Source organism: Rhizobium sp. 10N414 (assembly GCF_056394785.1).
Genome location: NZ_JBFTIN010000001.1, coordinates 246,863 through 267,781, shown reverse-complemented (window position 1 = coordinate 267,781; position 20,919 = coordinate 246,863). Strand labels below are relative to the sequence as shown.

Genomic DNA, 20,919 nt, shown 5'->3' with positions numbered 1-20,919 from the left:
AAAATGCCCGACACCGAGAAGAAGCAGCGGCCGGTTACATCAGTGACCGACAACGAGGCTCTTGAGTTCCACGCCATGGGGCGGCCCGGAAAGCTGGAGATCAACGCCACGAAGCCTATGGCGACCCAGCGCGATCTGTCGCTCGCCTATTCGCCTGGCGTTGCCGTTCCGGTGAAGGCAATCGCCGCCGATCCGGCCACCGCCTATGATTATACGACGCGCGGCAACATGGTCGCGGTCATCTCGAATGGTACCGCAATTCTCGGTCTCGGCAATCTCGGTGCACTGGCCTCCAAGCCTGTTATGGAAGGCAAGTCGGTGCTATTCAAGCGCTTTGCCGACGTCGACTCCATCGATCTCGAAGTCGATACCGAAAACGTCGATGAGTTCATCAACTGCGTCCGCTTCCTCGGTCCCTCGTTCGGCGGCATCAATCTCGAAGACATCAAGGCGCCCGACTGTTTCATCATCGAGCAGCGTCTGCGCGAACTGATGGACATCCCGGTTTTCCATGATGACCAGCACGGCACGGCGATCATTGCTGCCGCTGGTCTCATCAATGCGCTGGAACTGACCGGTCGCGACCTGAAAACGACGAAACTCGTCTGCAATGGCGCGGGTGCAGCAGCCATCGCCTGCGTTGAGCTCATCAAGGCCATGGGCTTCGCGCCCGAGAATATCGTCCTTTGCGACACCAAGGGCGTTATCTACCAGGGCCGCACCGAGGGCATGAACCAGTGGAAATCGGCGCATGCGGTCAAGACCAAGGCGCGCACGCTCGAGGAGGCGATGAAGGGCGCGGACGTGGTTTTTGGCCTCTCGCAGAAGGGCGCGTTCTCCGAGAGCATGATCCGCTCCATGGCTGATCGCCCGATCATCTTTGCGATGGCCAATCCCGATCCGGAAATTACGCCCGAAGAGGTTACCCGCATCCGCGACGACGCCATCATGGCAACGGGTCGCTCCGATTATCCGAACCAGGTCAACAACGTCCTCGGTTTTCCCTATATCTTCCGTGGCGCGCTGGACGTCCGTGCGACCACCATCAACGACGCCATGAAGATCGCTGCTGTTGAGGCGCTGGCAAATCTCGCCCGCGAGGACGTTCCTGACGATGTTGTTGCCGCTTATCAGGGCAACCGCCCGCGCTTTGGTGCGCAATACATCATTCCGGTGCCGTTCGATCCGCGCCTGATCTCGGCGATCCCGGTTGCCGTGGCACAGGCAGCGATTGACAGCGGCGTAGCGCGCAAGCCGATTACAGATATGGCGGCCTATGCCCGCGAACTTTCCGGCCGCCGCGATCCCATCGCCTCGACGCTGGCGAGCCTCTACGAACGCGTTCGCCGCCGTCCAAAGCGGGTGGTTTTTGCCGAGGCCGAAGAAGAGCAGGTCATGCGTGCGGCAATGTCCTACGCAAACCAGGAGCTCGGCACGGCGATCCTGCTCGGCCGCGAAGACCTGATCCACCAGACCGCCGAGCGCGCCGGCATCGACCTCAATCGGCCGGGGCTGGAAATCGTCAACGCACGTATCTCCACCCGCGTCGAAACTTATATCGACTACCTCTATGCGCGCCTGCAGCGCAAAGGCTACCTGCATCGTGACGCACAGCGTCTGATCCATCAGGATCGCAACCACTTCGCCGCTTGCATGGTGGCGCTTGGTGACGCCGATGGGATGGTTACTGGTATCACCCGCAACTATTCGACGGCCCTGGAAGATGTGCGCCGCTGCATCGACATGAAACCCGGCCATCGGGTCATCGGCGTATCGATCGCGCTGTGCCGCGGCCGGACGGTGTTCGTCGCCGATACAGCGGTTCACGATATGCCGAACGCCGAGGAGCTCGCCGATATCGCTGTCGAGGCCGCAGGCTTTGCGCGCCGCATGGGCTATCAGCCGCGCGTCGCCATGCTTGCCTATTCGACCTTCGGTCATCCATCGGGCGAACGCTCCGAGCGTGTGCGCGAGGCGGTGAAAATCCTCGACAAGCGCCGCCTCGATTTCGAGTATGACGGCGAGATGGCGGCCGACGTGGCGCTGAACCGCAAGGTCATGGAGCAGTATCCGTTCTGCCGCCTGTCCGGCCCGGCCAACGTGCTCGTCATGCCGGCCTTTCACTCAGCCTCGATCTCCACGAAGATGCTGCAGGAGCTTGGCGGTTCGACTGTCATCGGCCCGATCCTCGTCGGCCTCGACAAGGCCGTTCAGATCACTTCGATGGGCGCAAAGGATTCCGACATCGTCAACATGGCGGCGATCGCCGCCTATACGGCTGGATCGTGAAATAAAAACGGAGCGGGAGGCATCCTCCCGCTCCGTCTTCCATCTGCTTGAAAGTCAGCTCGCGAAACGACCGGCGTCGGCGCCGTAGTAGTTCAGGTAGCGATCGGAAATGCTGGCGATCGGCAACACGATCAGGACATCCGTCGTATTGAAGGCCTTGTCGACCACGGCGGTCGAACCGACCATGGCGCCGAGGCGCAGGTAACCCTTGATCAACGGCGGCAGTGCCATCAGCGCCCGCTTCGGGTTGATGGCTTCGGCCGGCATCAGATCCATGTCGCGCGCAAGGTGCGGAAGAGCGGCGACGGCCCACTCATCCTTCGCGGCGACGTTGTGATGCAGGAAGGACAGTGCCAGCGCATGGCTTTCCGGGTGGATGCCCGGGAAGGAGGCGCAACCGAACATGGCGCCCATGCCATGCTTCAGCGCATAGGCCCAGTTGCCCTGCCACAGAAGCTCGACCGTGCGCTTGGTGCGGTAGTCGGGCAGCACACAGGAGCGGCCGAGTTCCATGAACCGTTTGTCCGGATGGCGAGCAAGCAGCTCGTCGATGGCGAATTCCGAAGCCGAGTAAAAGCCGCCGTTCGCCATCGCGACTTCCTGTCGCAGCAGGCGATAGGTGCCGACGATCTGGTCCTCGCCGTCACCCTCGATCGAGCGGTCGAGCACGAGCAAATGATCGCAGAACGTGTCGTAGGAATCGAAATCGCGCTTGCGGCGCATGGCCTCCGGCGAAAGCTGTGCCCCCATTTCTTCGACGAAGACGCGGAAGCGGACGGCCTGGGCGGCATCGATCTCGCTGGCCGTTCGGGCAAGGCGAGTTTCGAGATTGCCGATGCGGCCGAGAACGTCGCCTTCCTTTAGCGCAAGCGTGGTCGATGGCCGGGGGGTCTCGGCGACAGCGTCACAGTTGAGGGCGTCTGCTGACATGGCGATTCTCCCGTTGCCGGCTTTTGACACGCCATAAAACACTTATATGCGACAGGAAAGTGACATCATATAGCCGCCATACGCAAGAAGCGTGCCGGTTATTTGATGGCTACCGCGCTTCCACGCGGCGGGCCGAAAGCGCAGCAACAGCTTGGACTTCCGTCAGCAACCTTATCGGGTCAACCGGCTTTACCATGACGCGGTTTGCACCATTCAGCAAGACTTGTCTACGGGATTCATCGCGCTTGTCGGCGGTGAGCACGAGGATCGGAACAGGCGGAAGATCGAGCCGGCGTTCGTGCCCGCGTAGCCGGCCAAGCATGTCGATGCCGTCGCCTCCTGGCATGGAAAGGTCGCTGATGACAATGTCAGGGCGCACGCTTCCCTCCGACAGCGCGGCGTCGAGCAGCGTCTCGAAGTGCTCGACGTGCTCGACGGTATGACCGGCTTTTTCGAGCATGGCGCGAATGAGCATCGCGTTGATCGGGTCGTCTTCCGCCAGCAGGATACGCAGCCCACTCTGGATTCCCGCTTCCGGAATGGCAACGCTGAAACCGGGCTGGTTATCGTTCAACGCATCGCGCTTCTCCATGCCGCGCATCCGTCCACGCAGCACGTCGATCAGCGATTGCTCGCGCAGCGGCCGTATCAGCCACGCGTCGAATAGGTCGAGCGGATGGGCGTTGCGCTCCTCGGGGTTGACCAGGAAGATTTTGCGCAGTCCCAGTGCCGCGATTTCAGCACGGTCGGCAAGGTGCTCGGCGAACTCCGTCGACATCCGGTGGTCGACGATGATGTCGGTTGGCCTGCGGTCGCCCGCAGCCATGGCGAGCAACATGTCATGGGCGCTCGCACCGTCGGTGACCAGGTGGCAATCGCCGCCGAGCGTTGCGATCGTCTCCGATATCGCTTTGCGCGCCGAACCGGCCGGTGCCAGCAGCAGCACGACGCTGCCTGCAAGCACGGCCTTGTGGCGACTGCGGCGTTCCTCCGGAATGGCGATCGGAAAGCGGATGCTGAACTCGCTACCGGCTCCCTTTTCGCTTGTCACCGTAAGTGTGCCGCCAAATTCGCGCATGATGCGGGCGGAGATGGAGAGACCAAGCCCTGTCCCGGCGCTCTTCTCGACCAGCGTTCCGCCCTGCTCGAATTCGCCGAAGATGCGGTTTTGTTCTTCCTCGGTCATGCCGGGGCCGGTGTCGGTGACACTGATCAGCACGTTGTTCGCCTGCAGCGATGCCTGGACGAAAACGCCGCCCGCCTGCGTGAATTTCACGGCGTTGCCGATCACGTTGAACAGGATCTGACGCAGGCGCGCCGGATCGAAGCTCATCATGTCTGGAAGGTCGGAGGATACCGTTGTCCCAATCTCGATGCCCTTTTCATGGGCGCGGTGGGCCAGCATTTCGACGACGCTTTCAAGGAGTTTGCGCAGCGATTCTGCGCGGGGGCGCAATTGGAAACGACCGACCTCGATGGTCGAGAAGTCTAGGAGGTCCTCGACCAGCTGCGTCAGCGCATAGCCGGATTGGCGGATGCCCGTCAGATAGTTCTGCTGTTCCTGCGTCAGCCGTGTCTCGGTCAGCAGATGCGTCATGCCGAGGATGCCGGACAGCGGAGTGCGGATTTCATGGCTGACCGTGGCAAGCAGGCGTGATTTGGCTGCGCTGTTGTACTCGGCCTTCTGCCGGGCCTCCTCGCGGGCTTGTGCGGTCAGCCGTTCGTCGGTGATATCGCGAGCGATGCTCTGCAGCAGGAGCCGTCCGTCGGCGGGGTCGCGGGTAACGACGTCACGCCAGAAAAAGATGCGTTGGCCTTCCGGCGTCGAGATCTCCACCTCGAAGCGATGCGGTGCCGAGCCCGGTCGAAAGGCGATGCCAATCTCCTCACACGTCAGTCCCTCTGGATTGAGCCTGCCGGTCAGCCGACGAAATGCCTCGTTGGCGCCAACGATGCGCCGATCCATGTTCCGTGTGACGGTAATGTCGCCAAGCGCGTCGTGGATCTCCGCAAAGAGAGCCGCCCTCTGGCTCCATGCGGATGAAACGCCGGTGAGGTGTTTCCGCAACGGGCGTTGTCTGGTGGTTGCGAGCATCGCGAGCAGGACAACGAAGGACAGCGCGGCAACGCCGAGCCCCACCGATGGCAGCAGAGGGCCGCCCGCCTGCGCCACGACAACAAGGAGAAAGCCGCCAACAAGGCCGAGACCGCCCAACCACCAGGATAGAAGCTTGCGGCCGACGCGGCTGCGTTGGAATTGCGGTGAGACGAACTCGGCTTGATAGGCAACAATATCCGAGTCCCGCTCACCGTGGCGATGAGCGGTATGCCGCCCGAACGCGGCGGCAAGTCTGTCGTGCAATTGACCGAGACCTTGCATGCCCGCCGGAATAGCATGGCGGCGGTTCCAAATGCCTTCAGCAAACCGCTAAGATTTTAACGGTCTGCGTTTTTAGGTTGTATCAGCTCGTCCAGAATCACGCATCCCGCGCCGATCGTGATAAAACTGTCGGCCAAGTTGAAGACGGCGAACGACCATGTCTCGGTGTGAAACAGGATGTAGTCGATCACATGCCCGTAGAGGAAGCGATCGATCAGGTTCCCGAGCGCGCCGGCGATGATCAGCGCGTAGCCGAGGTGAGCGAAGGTGCGCTGCTTGTTGGTGCGGTGCCAGAGCCAGATGACGAAAGCGACGATGATGAGGCGCATGCCGACGATGAACCAGCCGTCCATGCCCGAGAGCATCGAGAAGGCGACGCCGAGATTGTAGGTTCGGTAAAGCGCCAGCATCGGGAAAAGATGCACCGGCTCCTGCATTGGTAGGGTGTGGTCGACAACGATCTTGACGATCTGGTCGAGTGCGACGGCGATGACGATGAAGATCAGGATTGGCAGCGGCCGGGCAAGCAGCGTCGGTCGTTCTAGCGTCTGTTCGGTCATTTGGCCTCGTCGAGTGAGAGGAGGTGGCGGCGCGCCTCGAACAGCATGACGGCGCTGGCGACGGCAAGATTGAGCGAGTCGGCACGGCCCTGCTGCGGAATGCGGGCAAGCGCATCGGCTTCCTTGGCAAGATGCTCGGGCAGCCCGGACTGCTCGTTGCCCATCAGGATCACCACCGGCTTCTTCTTGTAGTCGATGGTACGGTAGTCAACTGACCCTGCCAGATGCGTAGCAACGACGGAAGCTCCAGCGTGCTTCTTCCAGGCAATGAATTCTTCCGCCGTGGCGCGTGCAACGGGAACGGCAAACACCGAGCCCATGGTGGCGCGCACCGTTTCGAGCGAGAAGGGATCGGTCGTCTCGCCGATAAGGATGACGCCAGAGGCGCCGGCAGCGTCGGCTGTGCGGATGATCGTGCCGAGGTTGCCGGGATCGCGCACGCGATCGAGGGCGATCCAGGTTTCACCCGGCCTTGGGTGGATCTCGCGCAATGGCTTCCAGCGGCTTTCGAAGATGCCGACCACCATCTGCGGATTGTCGCGACGGGTGATCGAGGAAATCACCTTCTCGCTGACCTCGAGCACCAGCCCACCGGAGGCGACCGTCTTTGCCGCCATCTGCTCGACCAGCGGCTTGCCCTTGGCCGCTTTGGCATAGACAAGCGTGCGGATCGTCCAGCCGAGTTCGATCGCGTCGATGACCAGCTTCAAGCCTTCGGCCATGAAGGTGCCGCTCTGCTCGCGGGTCTTCTTGTCGCTGAGCGCCTTAATGTCCTTGATGATCGGATTGGCGAGCGAGGTAACCTCTTTCACGTGCCCGACCTTATGCGGGCCGTGGCCCCTGTGTTCATGGCTCATTTGGGTACCAACGGGAGAAGAGTGAGGTGGAGAGTGCGCGGCCCGGCGCCTTGCCGTCCAGCCCGGCCTCGCGAAGGACGAGCTCGCCGGATTCGACGACACCGCCGGCCCCGCGCATGGTCTCGCGCATCAGTTCATGGATCGAATAGAAGCTGGCCCGGATCGAATAGGCCGTCAACACAAGTCCAACCGCCTTCGGAGACAGGATTTCACGGCAGATATCGAGCATCAGCGGCAGGTGCGCGAAAAGATGCCAAACCTCGCCGTTCGGGCCGCGGCCGAAACTCGGCGGATCAGTGAGGATGATGTCGTAGGTGTTGCCGCGGCGTTCTTCCCGCAGGATGAATTTCATCGCGTCTTCGCAGATCCAGCGGATCGGCGCCTTCTCCAGCCGGCTCATCGCCTGGTTTTCGCGCGCCCAGCCGATCGCCTTCTTGGAAGCATCGACATGCGTAACCTCAGCGCCTGCAGCGGCGGCAACCAGGGAGGCAACACCGGTGTAGCCAAAGAGGTTCAGAACCTTCAATGGCCGCTTGGCGGCCTCGACCTGTTGCTTCATCCAGGTCCAGTGGGCGATCTGCTCGGGAAAGACGCCGACGTGGCGGAAAGAGGTGAAGCGACCGAGGAAATCCACGCCGAGCAGATTGAGCGGCCAGGTCTCGCCGAGCGCCTCCTTGGGAAAGCGCCAGCGCCCGGTGCCTTCCTCGTCGGTATCGCCGGTGAACACTGCATCGACCTTCTCCCAAGCCTGTTTCGGCAAGGACGGCTGCCAGAACGCCTGGCCCTCCGGTCGCACGATCCGGTAGGGGCCGTATTGCTCCAGTTTCTCGCCGTTGCCGCTGTCGATCAGATGGAAGTCGCCTGCGCCAAGGGATTCGAGGATGACGGGCACACGTTCAGCCGGACGCTCGCCAGTCCGCACCATCAGCGGCCGGTCGATTGCCGTAGGCACGGAGGCAGGTTCGCGCACCCTTTCACGGGCCGGCGCCGGCTTCGCCGCGGGCTTTGCCGGGCGCGGGCCTCGATCGTCGGCGCGGCGTCCGCCGGAGGGGCCGGCGGCGGGTTTCTGGCCTGGCCGGCGTTCTTTCTGTCTCAACGTAATCTTCCGCGTGCTTCAATTCGATAGAGCCCGTGCAAATAGCATTCCGTTTCATCTTGGCAAAGCGCTTTCGGGCTGTGATAAATTGAGCCACGTCGAAAAGGGGAGGATTTTCGGATGGACTTGACCGGCGAAGAACGGATTGCCGCACCCCGGGATGTCGTATGGGCGGCACTCAATGATCCCGAGATATTGAAGCAGTGCATTCCGGGTTGTCAGAACCTGGAGATGAAGTCCCCGACGGAGCTCACGGCAGTGGTGAAGGTCAAGATCGGTCCGGTTTCGGCGACGTTCAACGGAGAGGTCCTGCTCTCCAACATTCAGGCGCCGGAAAGTTACACGATCTCGGGCGAAGGTAAGGGCGGTATTGCCGGCTTTGCCAAGGGCGGCGCTGATGTCGTATTGAAGGATGAGGGCCAGGAGACGGTCCTGCAGTATGAAGCAAAGGCCCAGGTTGGTGGCAAGATTGCCCAACTCGGCGCGCGGTTGATCGACTCAACCTCCGCTAAGCTGGCGCAGCAGTTCTTCTCCAGCTTCAACGCCGCCGTCAGTGCCAAAGCCGCAGAATAAGGGTCGGAATTGACAGATTTCTCCATTCAGACGACGTCACCATCCGTGAAGTGGACCATCAGATCGCCACTTCAATCGGAGTTGGAAAGGCTGGCCGACATATATCTGGCCGTCCGCCGCGAAACATTCAAATGGGTCGATCCGGCCAGCTTCCGCCACGAGGATTTCAGCGTCCACACACAGGGCGAAGACCTATGGATTGCAGAAGCGCCGAACGGTGAGACCGCGGGCTTCATGACCCTATGGCCGCCGGACGATTTCATTCACATGCTTTATATCAGCAAGTCCTGGCAAGGGCAGGGGGCGGGAGCCGCCTTGCTCACGGCGCTGCCGAACTGGCCGCTCAGGAAGTATCGGCTGAAATGCCTGGTCAAGAACGAGCGTGCGAACGCCTTCTATCGATCCAAGGGGTTCATCGTCACGGGATCCGGCTCATCGGCGGAAGGCGACTACGAAGAGATGAGTTTCTACCCAGCCGCCCGGGATGCGCAGGCCTATTGAAGCTGCGGCTTCTTCAGGAAAGCATTGCGATCGGCGGACCTGATGCGCAGCCACGCCTCGCGTCCATTGCGCACCACCCGCATCGGGATTTCCGCGCCGGCTGGGCCGCTGCTCCAGACCTTGCGATAGAAATCGGCAAGTCCATCGACCTCGCCGTCGCGGATCTCGGAAATGATGTCGCCTCGGCGCAGGCCGGCCTCGTCCGCAGGACTTCCGTCGGCGACGCTCATAACGATCACATCGCCGTTGCTTTCTGCGGAGAACGCGCCGAGCCATGGACGCGGTGGCTTGTTGACGCGGCCCTGGGTCATCAGGTCGTCCAGAATTGGCGGAAGCAGATTGATCGGCACGATCATGTTGATATCGACGGCGTCGCCGCCCTGACTCATCTGCAGCCGCAGTGACCCGATGCCAAGCAGCTTGCCGTCGCCATTAATGAGTGCCGCGCCTCCCCAGGAGGGATGCGCAGGCGTGGTGAAGATCGCCTCATCAAGCAGATATTCCCAATAACCCGCGAATTCCTGCTTTGCCACGATCCTGGCTTCCACGAACTGGCCGATGCCATCTGCCAGCACGACGGGATCACCGAGGTTAGCGCCGATGTCGTCGCCGAATTCCAATGCCGGCAGGCCGAGGTCACCCAGTGCTTGAAGCAGGCCGAACCCGGTCTCCTGATCGTAGGCGAGAGGATGGGCCGCGACAACGCGCCCGTCTAGCGTGGTCAGCCAGACTTCCTCGGCCTCGGTGATCAGGTAGCCGATGGTGAGGACCAGTCCGGATGGCTTGATGACGACGCCACTTCCCTCCCGGCGCGTGCCGAGTGTGCCGGCCGTAAAGGCATCATCAGGAATTGAGGAGCGAACGGCCACGACTGACCGCAGGATTTCGTCGATATTCATGGTCTCATCCTCGCAAGGCAGGGCTCGTATGCCGCGAAACGACTGTGCCTAGCAGATGTGCAGTGGGTCGCATTTTATATAGCTATGAAGCCGGATCTATGGCTGCAAGTGGTTGCATAGCTGAATTTCGGCCCGCTGTCCGCCCTTGGCGTGCGCGTCACCTCGACGGCAGATGGCCCGCAATTTCCTCGGCGTGGGTTTTGTGGCGGTCCGCCTCGGCCTGCCAGCGAACGGCCGCTTTCGCTTCGGTTCGCGCGCGCTTGCGGTATTTGCCCTGATTGAGCCAGGTGGCTGCCGAGCCGACCAGCATGCCGATGATCAGCGTGATGAAAAGAAACACGAAGAACGGCGCTGACAAGGAAAGGACTTGGTCGTCCGGCCGAAACGGGTTGAAGGCGAGCGTCACCACCTGCCTGTTGGCGACGCAGAAGATGATCAAAATGATTCCGAGTGGTAAAAAAATCAAAAGGTTGGTGATCTTCTTCGCCATGCTCGGCCTCCGTATATCAACGCCCGTCGACTTTGACGCAGCGCTTTGATCTGGTCAGCAGGATAGTGGGCTGAGAGCCAAGTTCAAGTGCGGGCTTGCCGCAGGCTGCATCAGGGAGAGGATCAATCCTCTTCGTCGGCCTGTCCCGGGTTGAGGCGCTCACGCAGCTCCTTGCCGGTCTTGAAGAAGGGAACCCACTTCTCCTCGACGAAAACGGTATCGCCGGTACGCGGGTTGCGGCCGGAGCGGGACGGGCGGTTCTTCACCGAGAAGGCGCCGAAGCCGCGCAACTCGACGCGATTGCCGGCCGCGAGCGCGTCGGTTATCTCATCGAGAACCGCGTTGACGATATTCTCGACGTCACGATGATAAAGATGCGGGTTGCGGGCTGCAACGATCTGCACCAGTTCGGACTTGATCACTTTCGTCCCCCTTAAATTATTGATTTCTTATCAATCATTGCCAACCTGCCAAACTGAAAGGAGCCCGTCAAGGAGCAACTTCTGCGGCAGGATTCCGCCGAGGTCACGCGCCTTGGCAAGATCGTCATAACCAAGCAGCGTGAGGATATGAGACGCGCTGTCCGCGAGCAGGAAAGCTGTGTTTCTTCTCTTGTCCCAATCGACCTCAGGTAGGTTCTTGCTGACCTTGCGCGTCTCAAGGTAGGTCCTGATCTCGTCATTTCCGCCGATCTGGTCGATCAGCTTGACCTTGAGCGCCTGACGGCCGGTGAATATCGAGCCGTCCGCAAGCTTCTGCACCTCATCATGCGGCAGCTTGCGCCGCTCGGCGACGAGATCGACGAACCAGCCGTAGCTGTCGAGAATCATGTTGTTGATCATGGCCTTGGCCTCTTCGCTCGCCGGATGGAATGGCGACGGTTCGGCCTTCAAGGGCGACGATTTGATTTCTTCCATCGAAACGCCGATCTTGTCGAGCAGCGGCCTGATCTGCGGATACTGGAAGATCACCCCGATCGAGCCGGTGATCGAGCTGTCGCCGGCAATAATCATGTCGCCGGCGGTCGCGATCATGTAGCCGGCGGAAGCGGCCAGCGTGCGCACGTCGGATACGACAGGCTTCTTGGCGGCAATGGCGCGGATTGCCTTGAATATCCGCTCTCCGCCATAAGTCGTGCCCCCGGGTGAGGAAATCGAGACGATGACGGCCTTCACCGCATCGCTCTTTTCGATTTTCTTCAGCCGCTCCAGCAACTCGTCATCATCGGTGATCAGCCCGGAAATGGTCACATGGGCGACGTGCGGCCGACTGGTCGCGATATCGCCGATGAGTGCCCGGTAAGCAGCGTAACCCAATAGCACGAGCAGCAGCACCGCGACGACGCGCCAGAAACCGACCTTGCGGCGAAGCCTGCGGCGATCGGCGATCATGGAACTGTCCATACATTCCTCCAGGGGGTGGGGAGCACGCGTGATCCCGCAAATCTAGGGCTCCTGCGCCGTTCGGACACGTAGATTTTGCACGCGTCGGCGCCTTTGTTGCTTGTTGCAGAAAAAAATCCATATTGGCAAGTCAGTGTAATAATGCGAAACGAACTGTGATCGAGCGCGAGAATGCTTATATACGCTGCTCCATCACCTACACGGACCAGGTTATGCTCAATACTTTGAACACCACGGGACAGGCTGACTATGTGACGCCGGAGCGAAGCGCCTATGTCGCTGCGCGCTTCCATTCGGCACGGGTGCGCCGCCTGAAGGTCATTCTTCCGATCGCGGCCGTTGTGGTGTCGCTGATCTTCATTGGTGTATCCGTGATCCGCACCTACCTGCCGGAGAACATCAAGATCGAGGGCGCCAAGATCGAGAATGGCAAGGTGGTGATGGAAAAGCCCGCCATCTCCGGCCGCAACTCGGATGGCATCAACTATTCGATGCTGGCGGAACGTGCGCTTCAGGATATCAAGAATCCCAACCTGATGACGCTTGAGAATATCAAGGCGGCCGTCCCGATGAAGGACGATCTGATCGCCCGCGTCGAGGCGACGGCCGCAGATTACGATCGTGCGACCGACAATCTCGATGTCAAATCTCCCTTTGCCATCCTTTTGAGCAATGGGCTGACGGCCAACTTCCAGAGCGCCAAGGTCGACATCAAGGGCGGGAAGCTCACCAGCGAGGATCCCGTAAGCATTCAGAAAGATGGTGCCTCTATTGTTGCGCAGTCGGTCAAGATGACGGATAAGGGGCAGACGATCACATTCGAGGGAAATGTACGCATGAACGTCGATCCCTCAGCTATTCACAAACAGGGCACTTAACAGCCGGGTCACCATGACAAACGCTTGTCGCATTTCTACCCGCAAGGCGGGAGCAGTATTTCTGAGTGGCGCGGTTGCGCTGCTTGTGTTGACCGGAGGCGCCCTGGCGCAGGCAACAACCAGTCAGATGGATGGGCTGAAGCTCAGCAGTGACGAACCGATCCAGATCGAGAGCGACAAGCTGGAGATCCACGATAAGGAGCACACGGCCGATTTCACTGGCAATGTGAAGGTCGTGCAGGGCAAGACGACGCTGCAGGCCGGCCACATGACGGTCTACTACAAGCCGAAGGCCGGCGACGCGAACGCGCCTGCCGCCGACGCCAAGGCCGCCGACACCAAGAATGCTTCGGCATCGATTTCATCCGGAAACGCCGATATTGATCACATCGTGGTGACGGACAAGGTGTACCTGACCTCGGGCACGCAGACAGCTACCGCCGACAACGGTTCGTTCGACATGGCCAAGCAGCTTTTCATCCTCAAGGGTGACAGGGTCGTCCTCACCGATGGGCCCAACGTCTTTACGGGTTGCCAGCTGACTGTGCACATGGAGACGGGACAGGCACAGCTGGAGAGCTGCGGGGGGCGCGTCCAGATTCAGCTTGATCCGAAATCGCAGAAACAGAACTGACCCCGGCCGTACCACGTGAAGTTATTCTCGCTATCGACCATGTTCGGCAGGTCCGGGCAGAAAGCTGCTGAAGCCCCCGCCGGCGACAAAAGCCGTTACCAGGGCACGCTGATTGCGCGCGGTCTGACCAAGACCTATAGCACCCGCCGTGTCGTGAACGGCGTGTCGCTGGTCGTTCGACGCGGCGAGGCCGTTGGCCTGCTGGGTCCGAACGGCGCCGGCAAGACAACCTGCTTCTATATGATCACCGGGCTTGTGCCCGTTGATGAAGGTACGATCGAGATCGACGGCAACGAAGTCACGACGATGCCGATGTACCGTCGCTCGCGGCTGGGCGTCGGATATCTGCCGCAGGAAGCGTCGATCTTTCGGGGGTTGACCGTCGAAGAGAATATTCGCGCCGTCCTGGAAGTGCACATCAACGACAAGGCTGCGCGCGAGAAGAAGCTCGACGAACTGCTCGATGAGTTTCACATTCGCAAGCTGCGCAAGAGCGCCGCCGTGTCGCTTTCCGGTGGCGAGCGTCGCCGCCTCGAAATTGCCCGCGCGCTGGCGACCGATCCGACCTTCATGCTCCTCGATGAGCCGTTTGCGGGCGTTGATCCGATCTCCGTCGCCGACATTCAGCATCTTGTGCATCATCTGACGGCGCGCGGCATCGGCGTGCTGATCACCGACCACAATGTGCGCGAGACGTTGGGCCTGATCGACCGCGCCTATATCATCCATGCCGGCGAAGTGCTGACGCACGGTCGTGCCAACGACATCGTCAACAACCCGGAAGTGCGGCGCCTTTACCTCGGCGATAATTTCAGCCTCTGACGCGCTCTCGCGCCGCGGAAATTCACCTTCTGTGACAGTTCCGCTTGACCAAATAGAATAAAAAAGCAATTTTTGGGCCAACTTGGATTTCCGTGGCCTGATCCCGTGGCAGGACGCGGTTTCCCGGAGGAGACGAACGGGAGTTTCGCGTCCGCTATGGCACTGTCGGCCAATCTTTTCCTGCGCCAGAACCAGTCGCTGGTGATGACACCGCAACTGATGCAGTCCATCCAGTTGCTGCAGATGACGCATTTCGAGCTGACGCAGTTTATTGCCCAGGAAGTCGAAAAGAACCCGCTGCTCGAGATTCCGTCAAATGATGCGGAATCGGGCAGCGAGCGCGGGGGCGCGGAGGACGAGGCCTACGCGCATCAGGCTGAAGACCCCTCCGACGACGGCTACGATAGCCGAACCGAGGTCTTGTCGGGCGATTGGTACGAGAGTGGCAACAGCGGTGGGGCAAGCCGCCTCAGCGACGAACTCGACGCCAATTATGCCAACGTGTTTCCCGATGACGGCGTCCCGCAGCGCGCCGATGCTCCGGAGCTGATCAGCCAGTGGAAGTCGATGCCCGGCAGCGGCGAAGGGGCGGAGAGCTACGATCTCGATGATTTCGTTGCCGGTCAAATCTCGCTTCGCGATCATCTTGCCCAGCAGTTGCCCTTTGTCCTGCCCGATATGGCCGATCGCCTGATCGCTCAACATCTCGTCGATCAGCTGGATGAGGCAGGCTATCTCCAGGGCGATGCGACGGAAGCAGCCGACAGGCTGGGCGCGGGTGTCGACGATGTCGAGCGTGTAATCGCCGCCTTGCAGGCGCTCGATCCGCCCGGTGTATTCGCCCGCAATCTGGCGGAGTGCCTGGCGATCCAGCTTCGGCAGAAAGACCGCTTTGACCCTGCCATGCAGGCGCTGGTCAGCAATCTCGAGCTCCTGGCCCGGCGTGACTTCGCGACGCTGAAGCGGCTGTGTGGCGTGGACGAGGAAGATCTGCTCGACATGCTGGGCGAGATCCGGCAGCTCAATCCCAAGCCAGGTGCCGGCTTCGAAACCGGAATGTCGGAAGCGATCATGCCTGACGTCGTCGTGCGGGCAGGCTCCGACGGCGGCTGGCTGATCGAGCTCAATCCCGACACGTTGCCGCGCGTTCTGGTCAACCAGGCGTATTTTTCAAAAGTCACCAAGAGTGGTGAGGATCACGCGTTTCTGTCGGAATGCCTGCAGACCGCCAACTGGCTGACCCGGAGCCTCGACCAGCGCGCCAAGACGATCATGAAGGTGGCGAGTGAGATCGTTCGGCAGCAGGACGCCTTCCTGATGCATGGGGTCGATCACCTGCGGCCGCTCAACCTCAAGACGGTGGCCGACGCCATCAAGATGCACGAATCCACCGTCAGCCGCGTCACATCCAACAAGTACATGCTGACGCCGCGGGGGCTCTTCGAGCTCAAGTATTTCTTCAGCGTTTCGATCAGCGCCGTCGAAGGCGGTGACAGCCATTCGGCCGAGGCCGTACGCCACAAGATCCGGACGCTGATTTCGCAGGAAAGCCCGGAATCCGTGCTTTCCGACGACGATATCGTGGTTATTCTCAAGAAGGGCGGCATCGACCTGGCCCGTCGCACGGTGGCTAAATACCGGGAAGCGATGAACATCGCATCCTCGGTCCAGCGCCGGCGGGAGAAGCGCGCTTTGGCCAAGGTTGCGGGTTTTTGATTGCTGCCTGGAGCTACCGATACGTGTATTTATAAATTCTAATTCATGCGTCTGTTGACATTTTGGTAACTTCTGGCTAGAAGCGCGCCGCAATTGGCGCTGTGGACAGCGTTGGAAGTTATCCCCATCATCCTCAGGGCGCCTGAAGCCGGCAACTTCGGCCGATCTTGCTTGGGATCGCGCGAAGTGCTTGGATGAGGGTGAGCCTTGGCGTAAACTGGTACCCGCAAACACTGTAAGAAGGGAAACTCCATGAGTGTGCGTGTATCCGGTAAACATATGGAAATTGGTGACTCGTTCCGTCAGCGGATCGAGGACCAAATCGGTGTCGCCGTCACGAAATACTTCGACGGAGGGTATTCTGGTCAAGTGATCGTGCATAAGGCCAACGCCCGTTTTTCCGCCGACTGCAAGCTTCATCTCGATAGCGGAGTTGTATTGCATGCCGCCGGAGAGGCGATGGACCCGCAGTTGGCCTTCGATGCCGCTTCCGAGCGGATCGAGAAGCGCCTTCGCCGCTACAAGCGCAAGCTGAAGGATCACTACGCCGGAAATCACCAGAATGGTTCTGCGGAAGTTGCCTACACCGTCATGGATGGCATGTCGGACCACGAAGACGAGATCCCGGATGACTTCGCGCCGGCGATCGTCGCCGAAAGCACCAAGCAACTAAAAACAATGTCTGTCGCGACCGCCGTGATGGCGCTCGACATGACGGATGAGCCGCTGCTGCTATTCCGCAGTCCAGGCAAGGAACAACTGAACATCGTTTATCGTCGGCACGACGGTAACATTGGCTGGATCGATGCAGCCAGTATCAAAAGCTGAGATCAAGGCGAAGGGCGGCAGTTAGGCTGCCGCTCTCCTCTCTTGGCGCAGAAGGAAAATAAAATGGCTTTGGCAGATTTGCTGCAGCAAAATGCGATCATTCCCGCCCTTAGGGTAAATTCCAAGAAACAGCTCCTCCAGGAATTGGCTGCAAAGGCGTCGAAAGTCACAGGGCTTTCGGAGCGGGAAATTTTCGATGTTGTCCTGCAGCGCGAACGCCTTGGCTCGACCGGCGTCGGTAACGGGATCGCTATTCCGCACGGTAAGTTGGCAAGCGTCCATTCCATCGTCGGCATCTTCGCGCGTCTCGATCAGCCCGTCGATTTCGAGGCCCTGGACGATCAACCCGTGGATCTGGTGTTCCTGCTCCTCGCACCGGAAGGCGCTGGCGCTGATCACCTCAAGGCCCTCTCGCGCATCGCCCGCGTGCTGCGCGACCACGATCTCGTCGCCAAGCTGCGTGCGACCGACTCCGCCTCGGCGATCTATGCGTTCCTCAATGAGGAGCAGACCTCGAACGCAGCCTGAGCATTCAACATGCCAGTAAAAAAGGCGCCTGATTGCTCAGGCGCCTTTCTTCATTCAAGCCGTCGAGTTCGGCTTAGAACTCTTCCCAGTTGTCCTGAGCGAGCGCTGCCGAGCCCTGAGTCTGCGGAACTGCGCGGCGCGGTGCCGGTGCTGCAGCTTGGCGATACGTCGGCGCGCGCATCTGCTGAGCCGTCGAGCGTAGTGCGGAAGCGTGGCTCATGCCGGATACGCGGAAGCGTGTCACGAGTTGCTTCAGCGTCTGGGCCTCGTCGTTCAGCGTGATGCTGGCTGCCGTCGTCTCCTCGACCATGGCTGCGTTCTGCTGGGTAACCTGGTCCATCTGGTTCATGGCCTGGTTGATCTCCTTCAGTCCGATCGCCTGTTCACTGGCCGATGCGGAGATCTGGCGGATAAGGCCGTTGATGCCCATGACCTGCTCGGAGATCTTATGCAGCGTATCGCCGGCGCGGCCGACCAGATCGACGCCTTCCTTGACCTGTACGGCCGAAGTGTTGATGAGCGTCTTGATCTCCTTGGCGGCGTTCGCGGAACGCTGGGCCAGCTCGCGGACTTCCTGCGCGACGACGGCAAAGCCCTTGCCGGCTTCGCCGGCGCGTGCGGCTTCAACGCCGGCATTCAGGGCCAGCAGGTTGGTCTGGAAGGCGATCTCGTCGATGACGCCGATGATGCGCGAGACCTCGGTGGAGGACTGCTCGATGCCCTGCATCGAAGCAATTGCCTTGCGCACCACTTCGCCTGACTTTTCGGCATCCTCGCAGGCGAGGTTGACGTTATCAGCCGCCGTGCGGGCGTTGTCGGCGCTGGAGTTGACCTGTGCGGTGAGCTCGTTGAGCGCGGCTGCCGTTTCTTCCAGGCTTGCTGCCTGCTGTTCCGTACGCTTGGCGAGGTCGGAGGCGCTGCCGCTGATTTCGCTTGTACCGGAGCCGATGTTCACGACGCTGAGGTTCATCGTGTTGATGGTTTCCTCGAGGCTTTCGAGAGCCGCGTTGAAGTCCTGCTTCAGCTTGGCGTATTCGCCCGGGAAGTCCTCGGTGATGCGATGGCCGAGGTTGCCCTGGGACAATTCGGACAGGCCGGAGCCGACGATCGACACGATATGACGCTGCAGCGTGATCGACTGATGCCGCTCGGCTTCCGAGCGGCCACGCTCGGTTTCGGCTGCATCGCGCTGGTTGTTTGCCTCGGCCTCAAGACGCTGCGTGTCGGCGAGTGCGAAGCGGAAGCCCTCAAGAGCCTTGGCCACGGCGCCGATCTCGTCAGCGCGATCCTGACCGGCTACCGGCTGCTCGTACTTGCCGTCGCTGAGTGCCTTGACGCTGGCGACGAGACCGCCGATCGGACGCTGGACGAGGGAACGGACGGCTAGGTAGAGGGCAATCATGACGGCTGCGAGCACGAGAATGCCGGCGACAACCATCATGGAGGTTTGATCTTGAACAGGCGCGTTGATGGCCGAGTGCGGGACGTCGACGAGGATGACCCAGGTCGTGTTCACGTCGGGCAGGGCAAAGGGATAGACGACGCGGTCGAAGGGCTCGTAGCTATCGTAGCTCAGGTCCTTGACGACGGCTGGCTGTAGCGTCGAAAGCGCGCTCTTCACGGCATCTGTGCCTTCGCCGTCATAGTCCTTCATGGAAAGCTCGGGAATCGGCGAGACAATCCATTTGCCGGTCTGCGAGAGCAGCGTAACGCGGCCAGAGCCGAAGGGGTGGAGCGTCGAAAGCTTATCGCGGAGCGATTTGAGGGAGATGTCGACGCCGCTGACGCCGATCATCTTGCCACCCGAGAACACCGGATAGGCAATGGACGTCATCGTGGTATTCTCGCCGGTCGTCGTCTCGGCATAAGGCGGCGACAGCGCGCCCTTCTTGCTTTCTGCGGCGAGCGCGTACCAGGCAGCCTTATAGTCGGAATCGAAGGTGGAGAAGCTGAAGCCGCCGTCCTTGCTCTTCGTCCAGTACGGGTTGAATGTGCCATCCTTGGCTGCGCCGAATTCGGCCTTGCCGGCCATGGACGGCGACTGGCCGTCGAAGGCGTTCGGCTCTTCGGCAAACCAGCTGCCGAAGGCAAACTGGTTCCGCTCGACGTTTGCCTTCAGCATGTCCAGAACGGCCTTGCGGTCGAGATATTTGCCCTCCTGACCATGACCGATCGTGCCGGCCATCGAGCGCGCGGCCCCTGCCAGCTCGCCGACGGATGAGGCAACCTCGTTGGCGATAGCCTTCGCCTCGAGATTAGCTTGGTCCATGGTGAGGGTCCGCACGCGGTTGCGCGTCTCGCCGATGAGGAGGAAGTTGGAAATGAGGAGGACGAGGGCGATGGCAACGCCCGTAATGAGGATAAGCTTGGCTGCAAGCGATTTCATGCGAAAGATGAACATGTATTCCTCGGGAAGCAAGGATGTGCCGTACGGGGCATTCATCGGCACAGGGGACGAAGGCGTCGCCCCCTCATGGAGCAGCCGTGACAGAAGCCGACCCCTTGGCGAAGGCCGGCGATGGCTGGAACATCGCCGGAAACCTATTAAATTCGAATGAAATCTAATGAAAACAGACGCTGCATACGGCAAACCGCCCCGATATGTCGCGGGGCGAATTGCCCTATAGCTCGTTTGCGACTTCGGCGCTTGATGGGATCGATGGCTGAGCGCCTTGCTTGAGGCAGGCGAGCGATCCTGCGACGGCGGCCCGCCGCAGCGATGCCTCGAAATCGAGGCCTTCGTCCAGGCTCGCGGCGAAATAGCCGCAGAACGTGTCGCCGGCACCGACTGTATCGACAGGCTCGATCTTCAATCCCTTCGCACGGGAGATGACGCCGTCGCGGATTGCGATGACGCCGTCTGCGCCGAGCGTCACGATCAGGGTTTGCCCCGTCTCCGCATTGAGTCGTTTCAGCGCGGCCTCGCGATCCGCCGTGCCCATGTTTTCCTGGCCGGCAAGACGCTCGAACTCGGTTTCGTTCGCGATCACGATGTCGGCAAGGCGGCCGAGGCGTGGAGCGTCTTCGATCAGTGGGGCCAGGTTGAGGATGGACGTGACACTCTTGGCGCGCGCCGCGGCCAGCGCCCGCTCGACGGCCGGAACGGGCACCTCGAGCTGCAGCATCAGGATGTCGCCCTCCTTCATCGCGTCGATCGCGACGTCGGCATCGGCCGGCGTCATCGTGCCGTTTGCGCCAGGCACAACGGCAATCATGTTCTCGCCGTCACCGCCGACGAGGATCAGTGCGGTTCCGGTCGGCTCGTCGACCTGCTTGACGGTTTCAAGTCCAGTGCCGGCGTCCTTCAAGAGAGCAACCGCCGGCTCCGCAAAGGCGTCGCGGCCGACGGCTCCCGCCATGTGAACGGTTCGGCCGGCGCGTCGCGCCGCAAGTGCCTGATTGGCGCCCTTGCCGCCTGCTGCCGTTGAGAAGCCGTTGCCGGCAACCGTTTCGCCGGGCTTCGGCAAGCGCGCGGTGGTGGCGATGAGGTCCATGTTGATGGAGCCGAAGACTGTGATCATGAGTGTCCTGTCCA

At 60.8% G+C, this 20,919-nt stretch carries 20 protein-coding genes; 9 read left to right on the top strand and 11 right to left on the bottom strand.

Annotation, left to right across the window (positions count from 1 at the left end):
* The first annotated feature begins 3 nt into the window (after positions 1 to 3).
* Positions 4 to 2,289, top strand: a complete 2,286-nt coding sequence (locus tag AC1DE4_RS01335) for an NADP-dependent malic enzyme (RefSeq protein WP_018855097.1) — start codon at positions 4 to 6, stop codon at positions 2,287 to 2,289.
* 54 nt (positions 2,290 to 2,343) lie between these two features.
* On the opposite strand, the gene olsB is transcribed toward AC1DE4_RS01335, so the two are convergent.
* The 5 genes from olsB to AC1DE4_RS01310 all read right to left on the bottom strand — a co-directional run bounded on the left by olsB (position 2,344) and on the right by AC1DE4_RS01310 (position 8,112).
* The gene (gene olsB / locus AC1DE4_RS01330; RefSeq protein WP_477879566.1) at positions 2,344 to 3,219 is read right to left on the bottom strand and encodes a l-ornithine N(alpha)-acyltransferase; all 876 of its coding nucleotides are present in this window, start codon (positions 3,217 to 3,219) and stop codon (positions 2,344 to 2,346) included.
* Positions 3,220 to 3,328: 109 nt separating this feature from the next.
* Positions 3,329 to 5,599: a hybrid sensor histidine kinase/response regulator gene (locus tag AC1DE4_RS01325; RefSeq protein ID WP_477879564.1), complete on the bottom strand. Its 2,271-nt coding sequence runs from the start codon at positions 5,597 to 5,599 to the stop codon at positions 3,329 to 3,331.
* A gap of 56 nt (positions 5,600 to 5,655) precedes the next feature.
* On the bottom strand, positions 5,656 to 6,159 hold the full coding sequence (gene lspA / locus AC1DE4_RS01320; protein WP_018857737.1) for a signal peptidase II: 504 nt from the start codon (positions 6,157 to 6,159) through the stop codon (positions 5,656 to 5,658).
* A complete protein-coding gene (locus tag AC1DE4_RS01315) occupies positions 6,156 to 7,016 on the bottom strand; it encodes a TrmH family RNA methyltransferase (RefSeq protein ID WP_477879561.1) in 861 nt (286 codons plus the stop codon). Before AC1DE4_RS01315 ends, lspA begins: the two co-directional genes overlap by 4 nt.
* Positions 7,006 to 8,112: a class I SAM-dependent methyltransferase gene (locus AC1DE4_RS01310; protein WP_477879559.1), complete on the bottom strand. Its 1,107-nt coding sequence runs from the start codon at positions 8,110 to 8,112 to the stop codon at positions 7,006 to 7,008. The genes AC1DE4_RS01315 and AC1DE4_RS01310 overlap by 11 nt, the downstream gene beginning before the upstream one ends.
* A gap of 120 nt (positions 8,113 to 8,232) precedes the next feature.
* Between AC1DE4_RS01310 and AC1DE4_RS01305 the strand changes: the two genes are divergently transcribed.
* Positions 8,233 to 8,685 carry an SRPBCC family protein gene (locus AC1DE4_RS01305; protein WP_477879557.1) on the top strand — a complete coding sequence of 151 codons (453 nt, stop codon included), beginning with the start codon at positions 8,233 to 8,235 and terminating at the stop codon, positions 8,683 to 8,685.
* Positions 8,686 to 8,730: 45 nt separating this feature from the next.
* Positions 8,731 to 9,186 (top strand): GNAT family N-acetyltransferase, encoded by a 456-nt coding sequence (locus AC1DE4_RS01300; protein WP_477879824.1) that lies wholly within the window; start codon positions 8,731 to 8,733, stop codon positions 9,184 to 9,186.
* Here AC1DE4_RS01300 and AC1DE4_RS01295 read toward each other — a convergent pair.
* The 4 genes from AC1DE4_RS01295 to sppA all read right to left on the bottom strand — a co-directional run bounded on the left by AC1DE4_RS01295 (position 9,180) and on the right by sppA (position 11,978).
* Positions 9,180 to 10,085: a S1C family serine protease gene (locus AC1DE4_RS01295; RefSeq protein WP_018857732.1), complete on the bottom strand. Its 906-nt coding sequence runs from the start codon at positions 10,083 to 10,085 to the stop codon at positions 9,180 to 9,182. The two genes, AC1DE4_RS01300 and AC1DE4_RS01295, sit on opposite strands and share 7 nt — an antisense overlap.
* Positions 10,086 to 10,242: 157 nt before the next feature.
* Complete coding sequence (locus AC1DE4_RS01290) at positions 10,243 to 10,575, bottom strand: hypothetical protein (RefSeq protein ID WP_018857731.1); 333 nt, start codon at positions 10,573 to 10,575, stop codon at positions 10,243 to 10,245.
* Between the two features lie 122 nt (positions 10,576 to 10,697).
* Positions 10,698 to 10,997: an integration host factor subunit beta gene (locus AC1DE4_RS01285; RefSeq protein WP_003544934.1), complete on the bottom strand. Its 300-nt coding sequence runs from the start codon at positions 10,995 to 10,997 to the stop codon at positions 10,698 to 10,700.
* A gap of 30 nt (positions 10,998 to 11,027) precedes the next feature.
* Positions 11,028 to 11,978, bottom strand: a complete 951-nt coding sequence (gene sppA, locus AC1DE4_RS01280; protein ID WP_113161092.1) for a signal peptide peptidase SppA — start codon at positions 11,976 to 11,978, stop codon at positions 11,028 to 11,030.
* A gap of 212 nt (positions 11,979 to 12,190) precedes the next feature.
* Here sppA and lptC point away from each other — a divergent pair, with 212 nt between their 5' ends.
* The 6 genes from lptC to ptsN all read left to right on the top strand — a co-directional run bounded on the left by lptC (position 12,191) and on the right by ptsN (position 17,384).
* Complete coding sequence (gene lptC / locus AC1DE4_RS01275; protein ID WP_025658730.1) at positions 12,191 to 12,856, top strand: LPS export ABC transporter periplasmic protein LptC; 666 nt, start codon at positions 12,191 to 12,193, stop codon at positions 12,854 to 12,856.
* A 13-nt stretch (positions 12,857 to 12,869) separates the two neighbouring features.
* The gene (locus tag AC1DE4_RS01270) at positions 12,870 to 13,490 is read left to right on the top strand and encodes an LptA/OstA family protein (RefSeq protein ID WP_026371837.1); all 621 of its coding nucleotides are present in this window, start codon (positions 12,870 to 12,872) and stop codon (positions 13,488 to 13,490) included.
* Between the two features lie 39 nt (positions 13,491 to 13,529).
* Positions 13,530 to 14,312: an LPS export ABC transporter ATP-binding protein gene (gene lptB / locus AC1DE4_RS01265; RefSeq protein WP_477879822.1), complete on the top strand. Its 783-nt coding sequence runs from the start codon at positions 13,530 to 13,532 to the stop codon at positions 14,310 to 14,312.
* Between the two features lie 156 nt (positions 14,313 to 14,468).
* A complete protein-coding gene (rpoN, locus tag AC1DE4_RS01260; RefSeq protein WP_018857726.1) occupies positions 14,469 to 16,028 on the top strand; it encodes an RNA polymerase factor sigma-54 in 1,560 nt (519 codons plus the stop codon).
* A gap of 252 nt (positions 16,029 to 16,280) precedes the next feature.
* Positions 16,281 to 16,856, top strand: coding sequence for a ribosome hibernation-promoting factor, HPF/YfiA family (gene hpf, locus AC1DE4_RS01255; RefSeq protein ID WP_025658734.1), 576 nt, complete (start codon positions 16,281 to 16,283; stop codon positions 16,854 to 16,856).
* A 63-nt stretch (positions 16,857 to 16,919) separates the two neighbouring features.
* Positions 16,920 to 17,384 (top strand): PTS IIA-like nitrogen regulatory protein PtsN, encoded by a 465-nt coding sequence (ptsN, locus tag AC1DE4_RS01250; RefSeq protein ID WP_007529605.1) that lies wholly within the window; start codon positions 16,920 to 16,922, stop codon positions 17,382 to 17,384.
* Positions 17,385 to 17,457: 73 nt separating this feature from the next.
* Here ptsN and AC1DE4_RS01245 read toward each other — a convergent pair whose 3' ends face one another.
* Both AC1DE4_RS01245 and AC1DE4_RS01240 read right to left on the bottom strand, forming a co-directional pair.
* Positions 17,458 to 19,785 carry a methyl-accepting chemotaxis protein gene (locus AC1DE4_RS01245; RefSeq protein WP_477879555.1) on the bottom strand — a complete coding sequence of 776 codons (2,328 nt, stop codon included), beginning with the start codon at positions 19,783 to 19,785 and terminating at the stop codon, positions 17,458 to 17,460.
* A 220-nt stretch (positions 19,786 to 20,005) separates the two neighbouring features.
* Positions 20,006 to 20,905: a ribokinase gene (locus AC1DE4_RS01240; RefSeq protein ID WP_018857722.1), complete on the bottom strand. Its 900-nt coding sequence runs from the start codon at positions 20,903 to 20,905 to the stop codon at positions 20,006 to 20,008.
* Between the last annotated feature and the right edge of the window lie 14 nt (positions 20,906 to 20,919).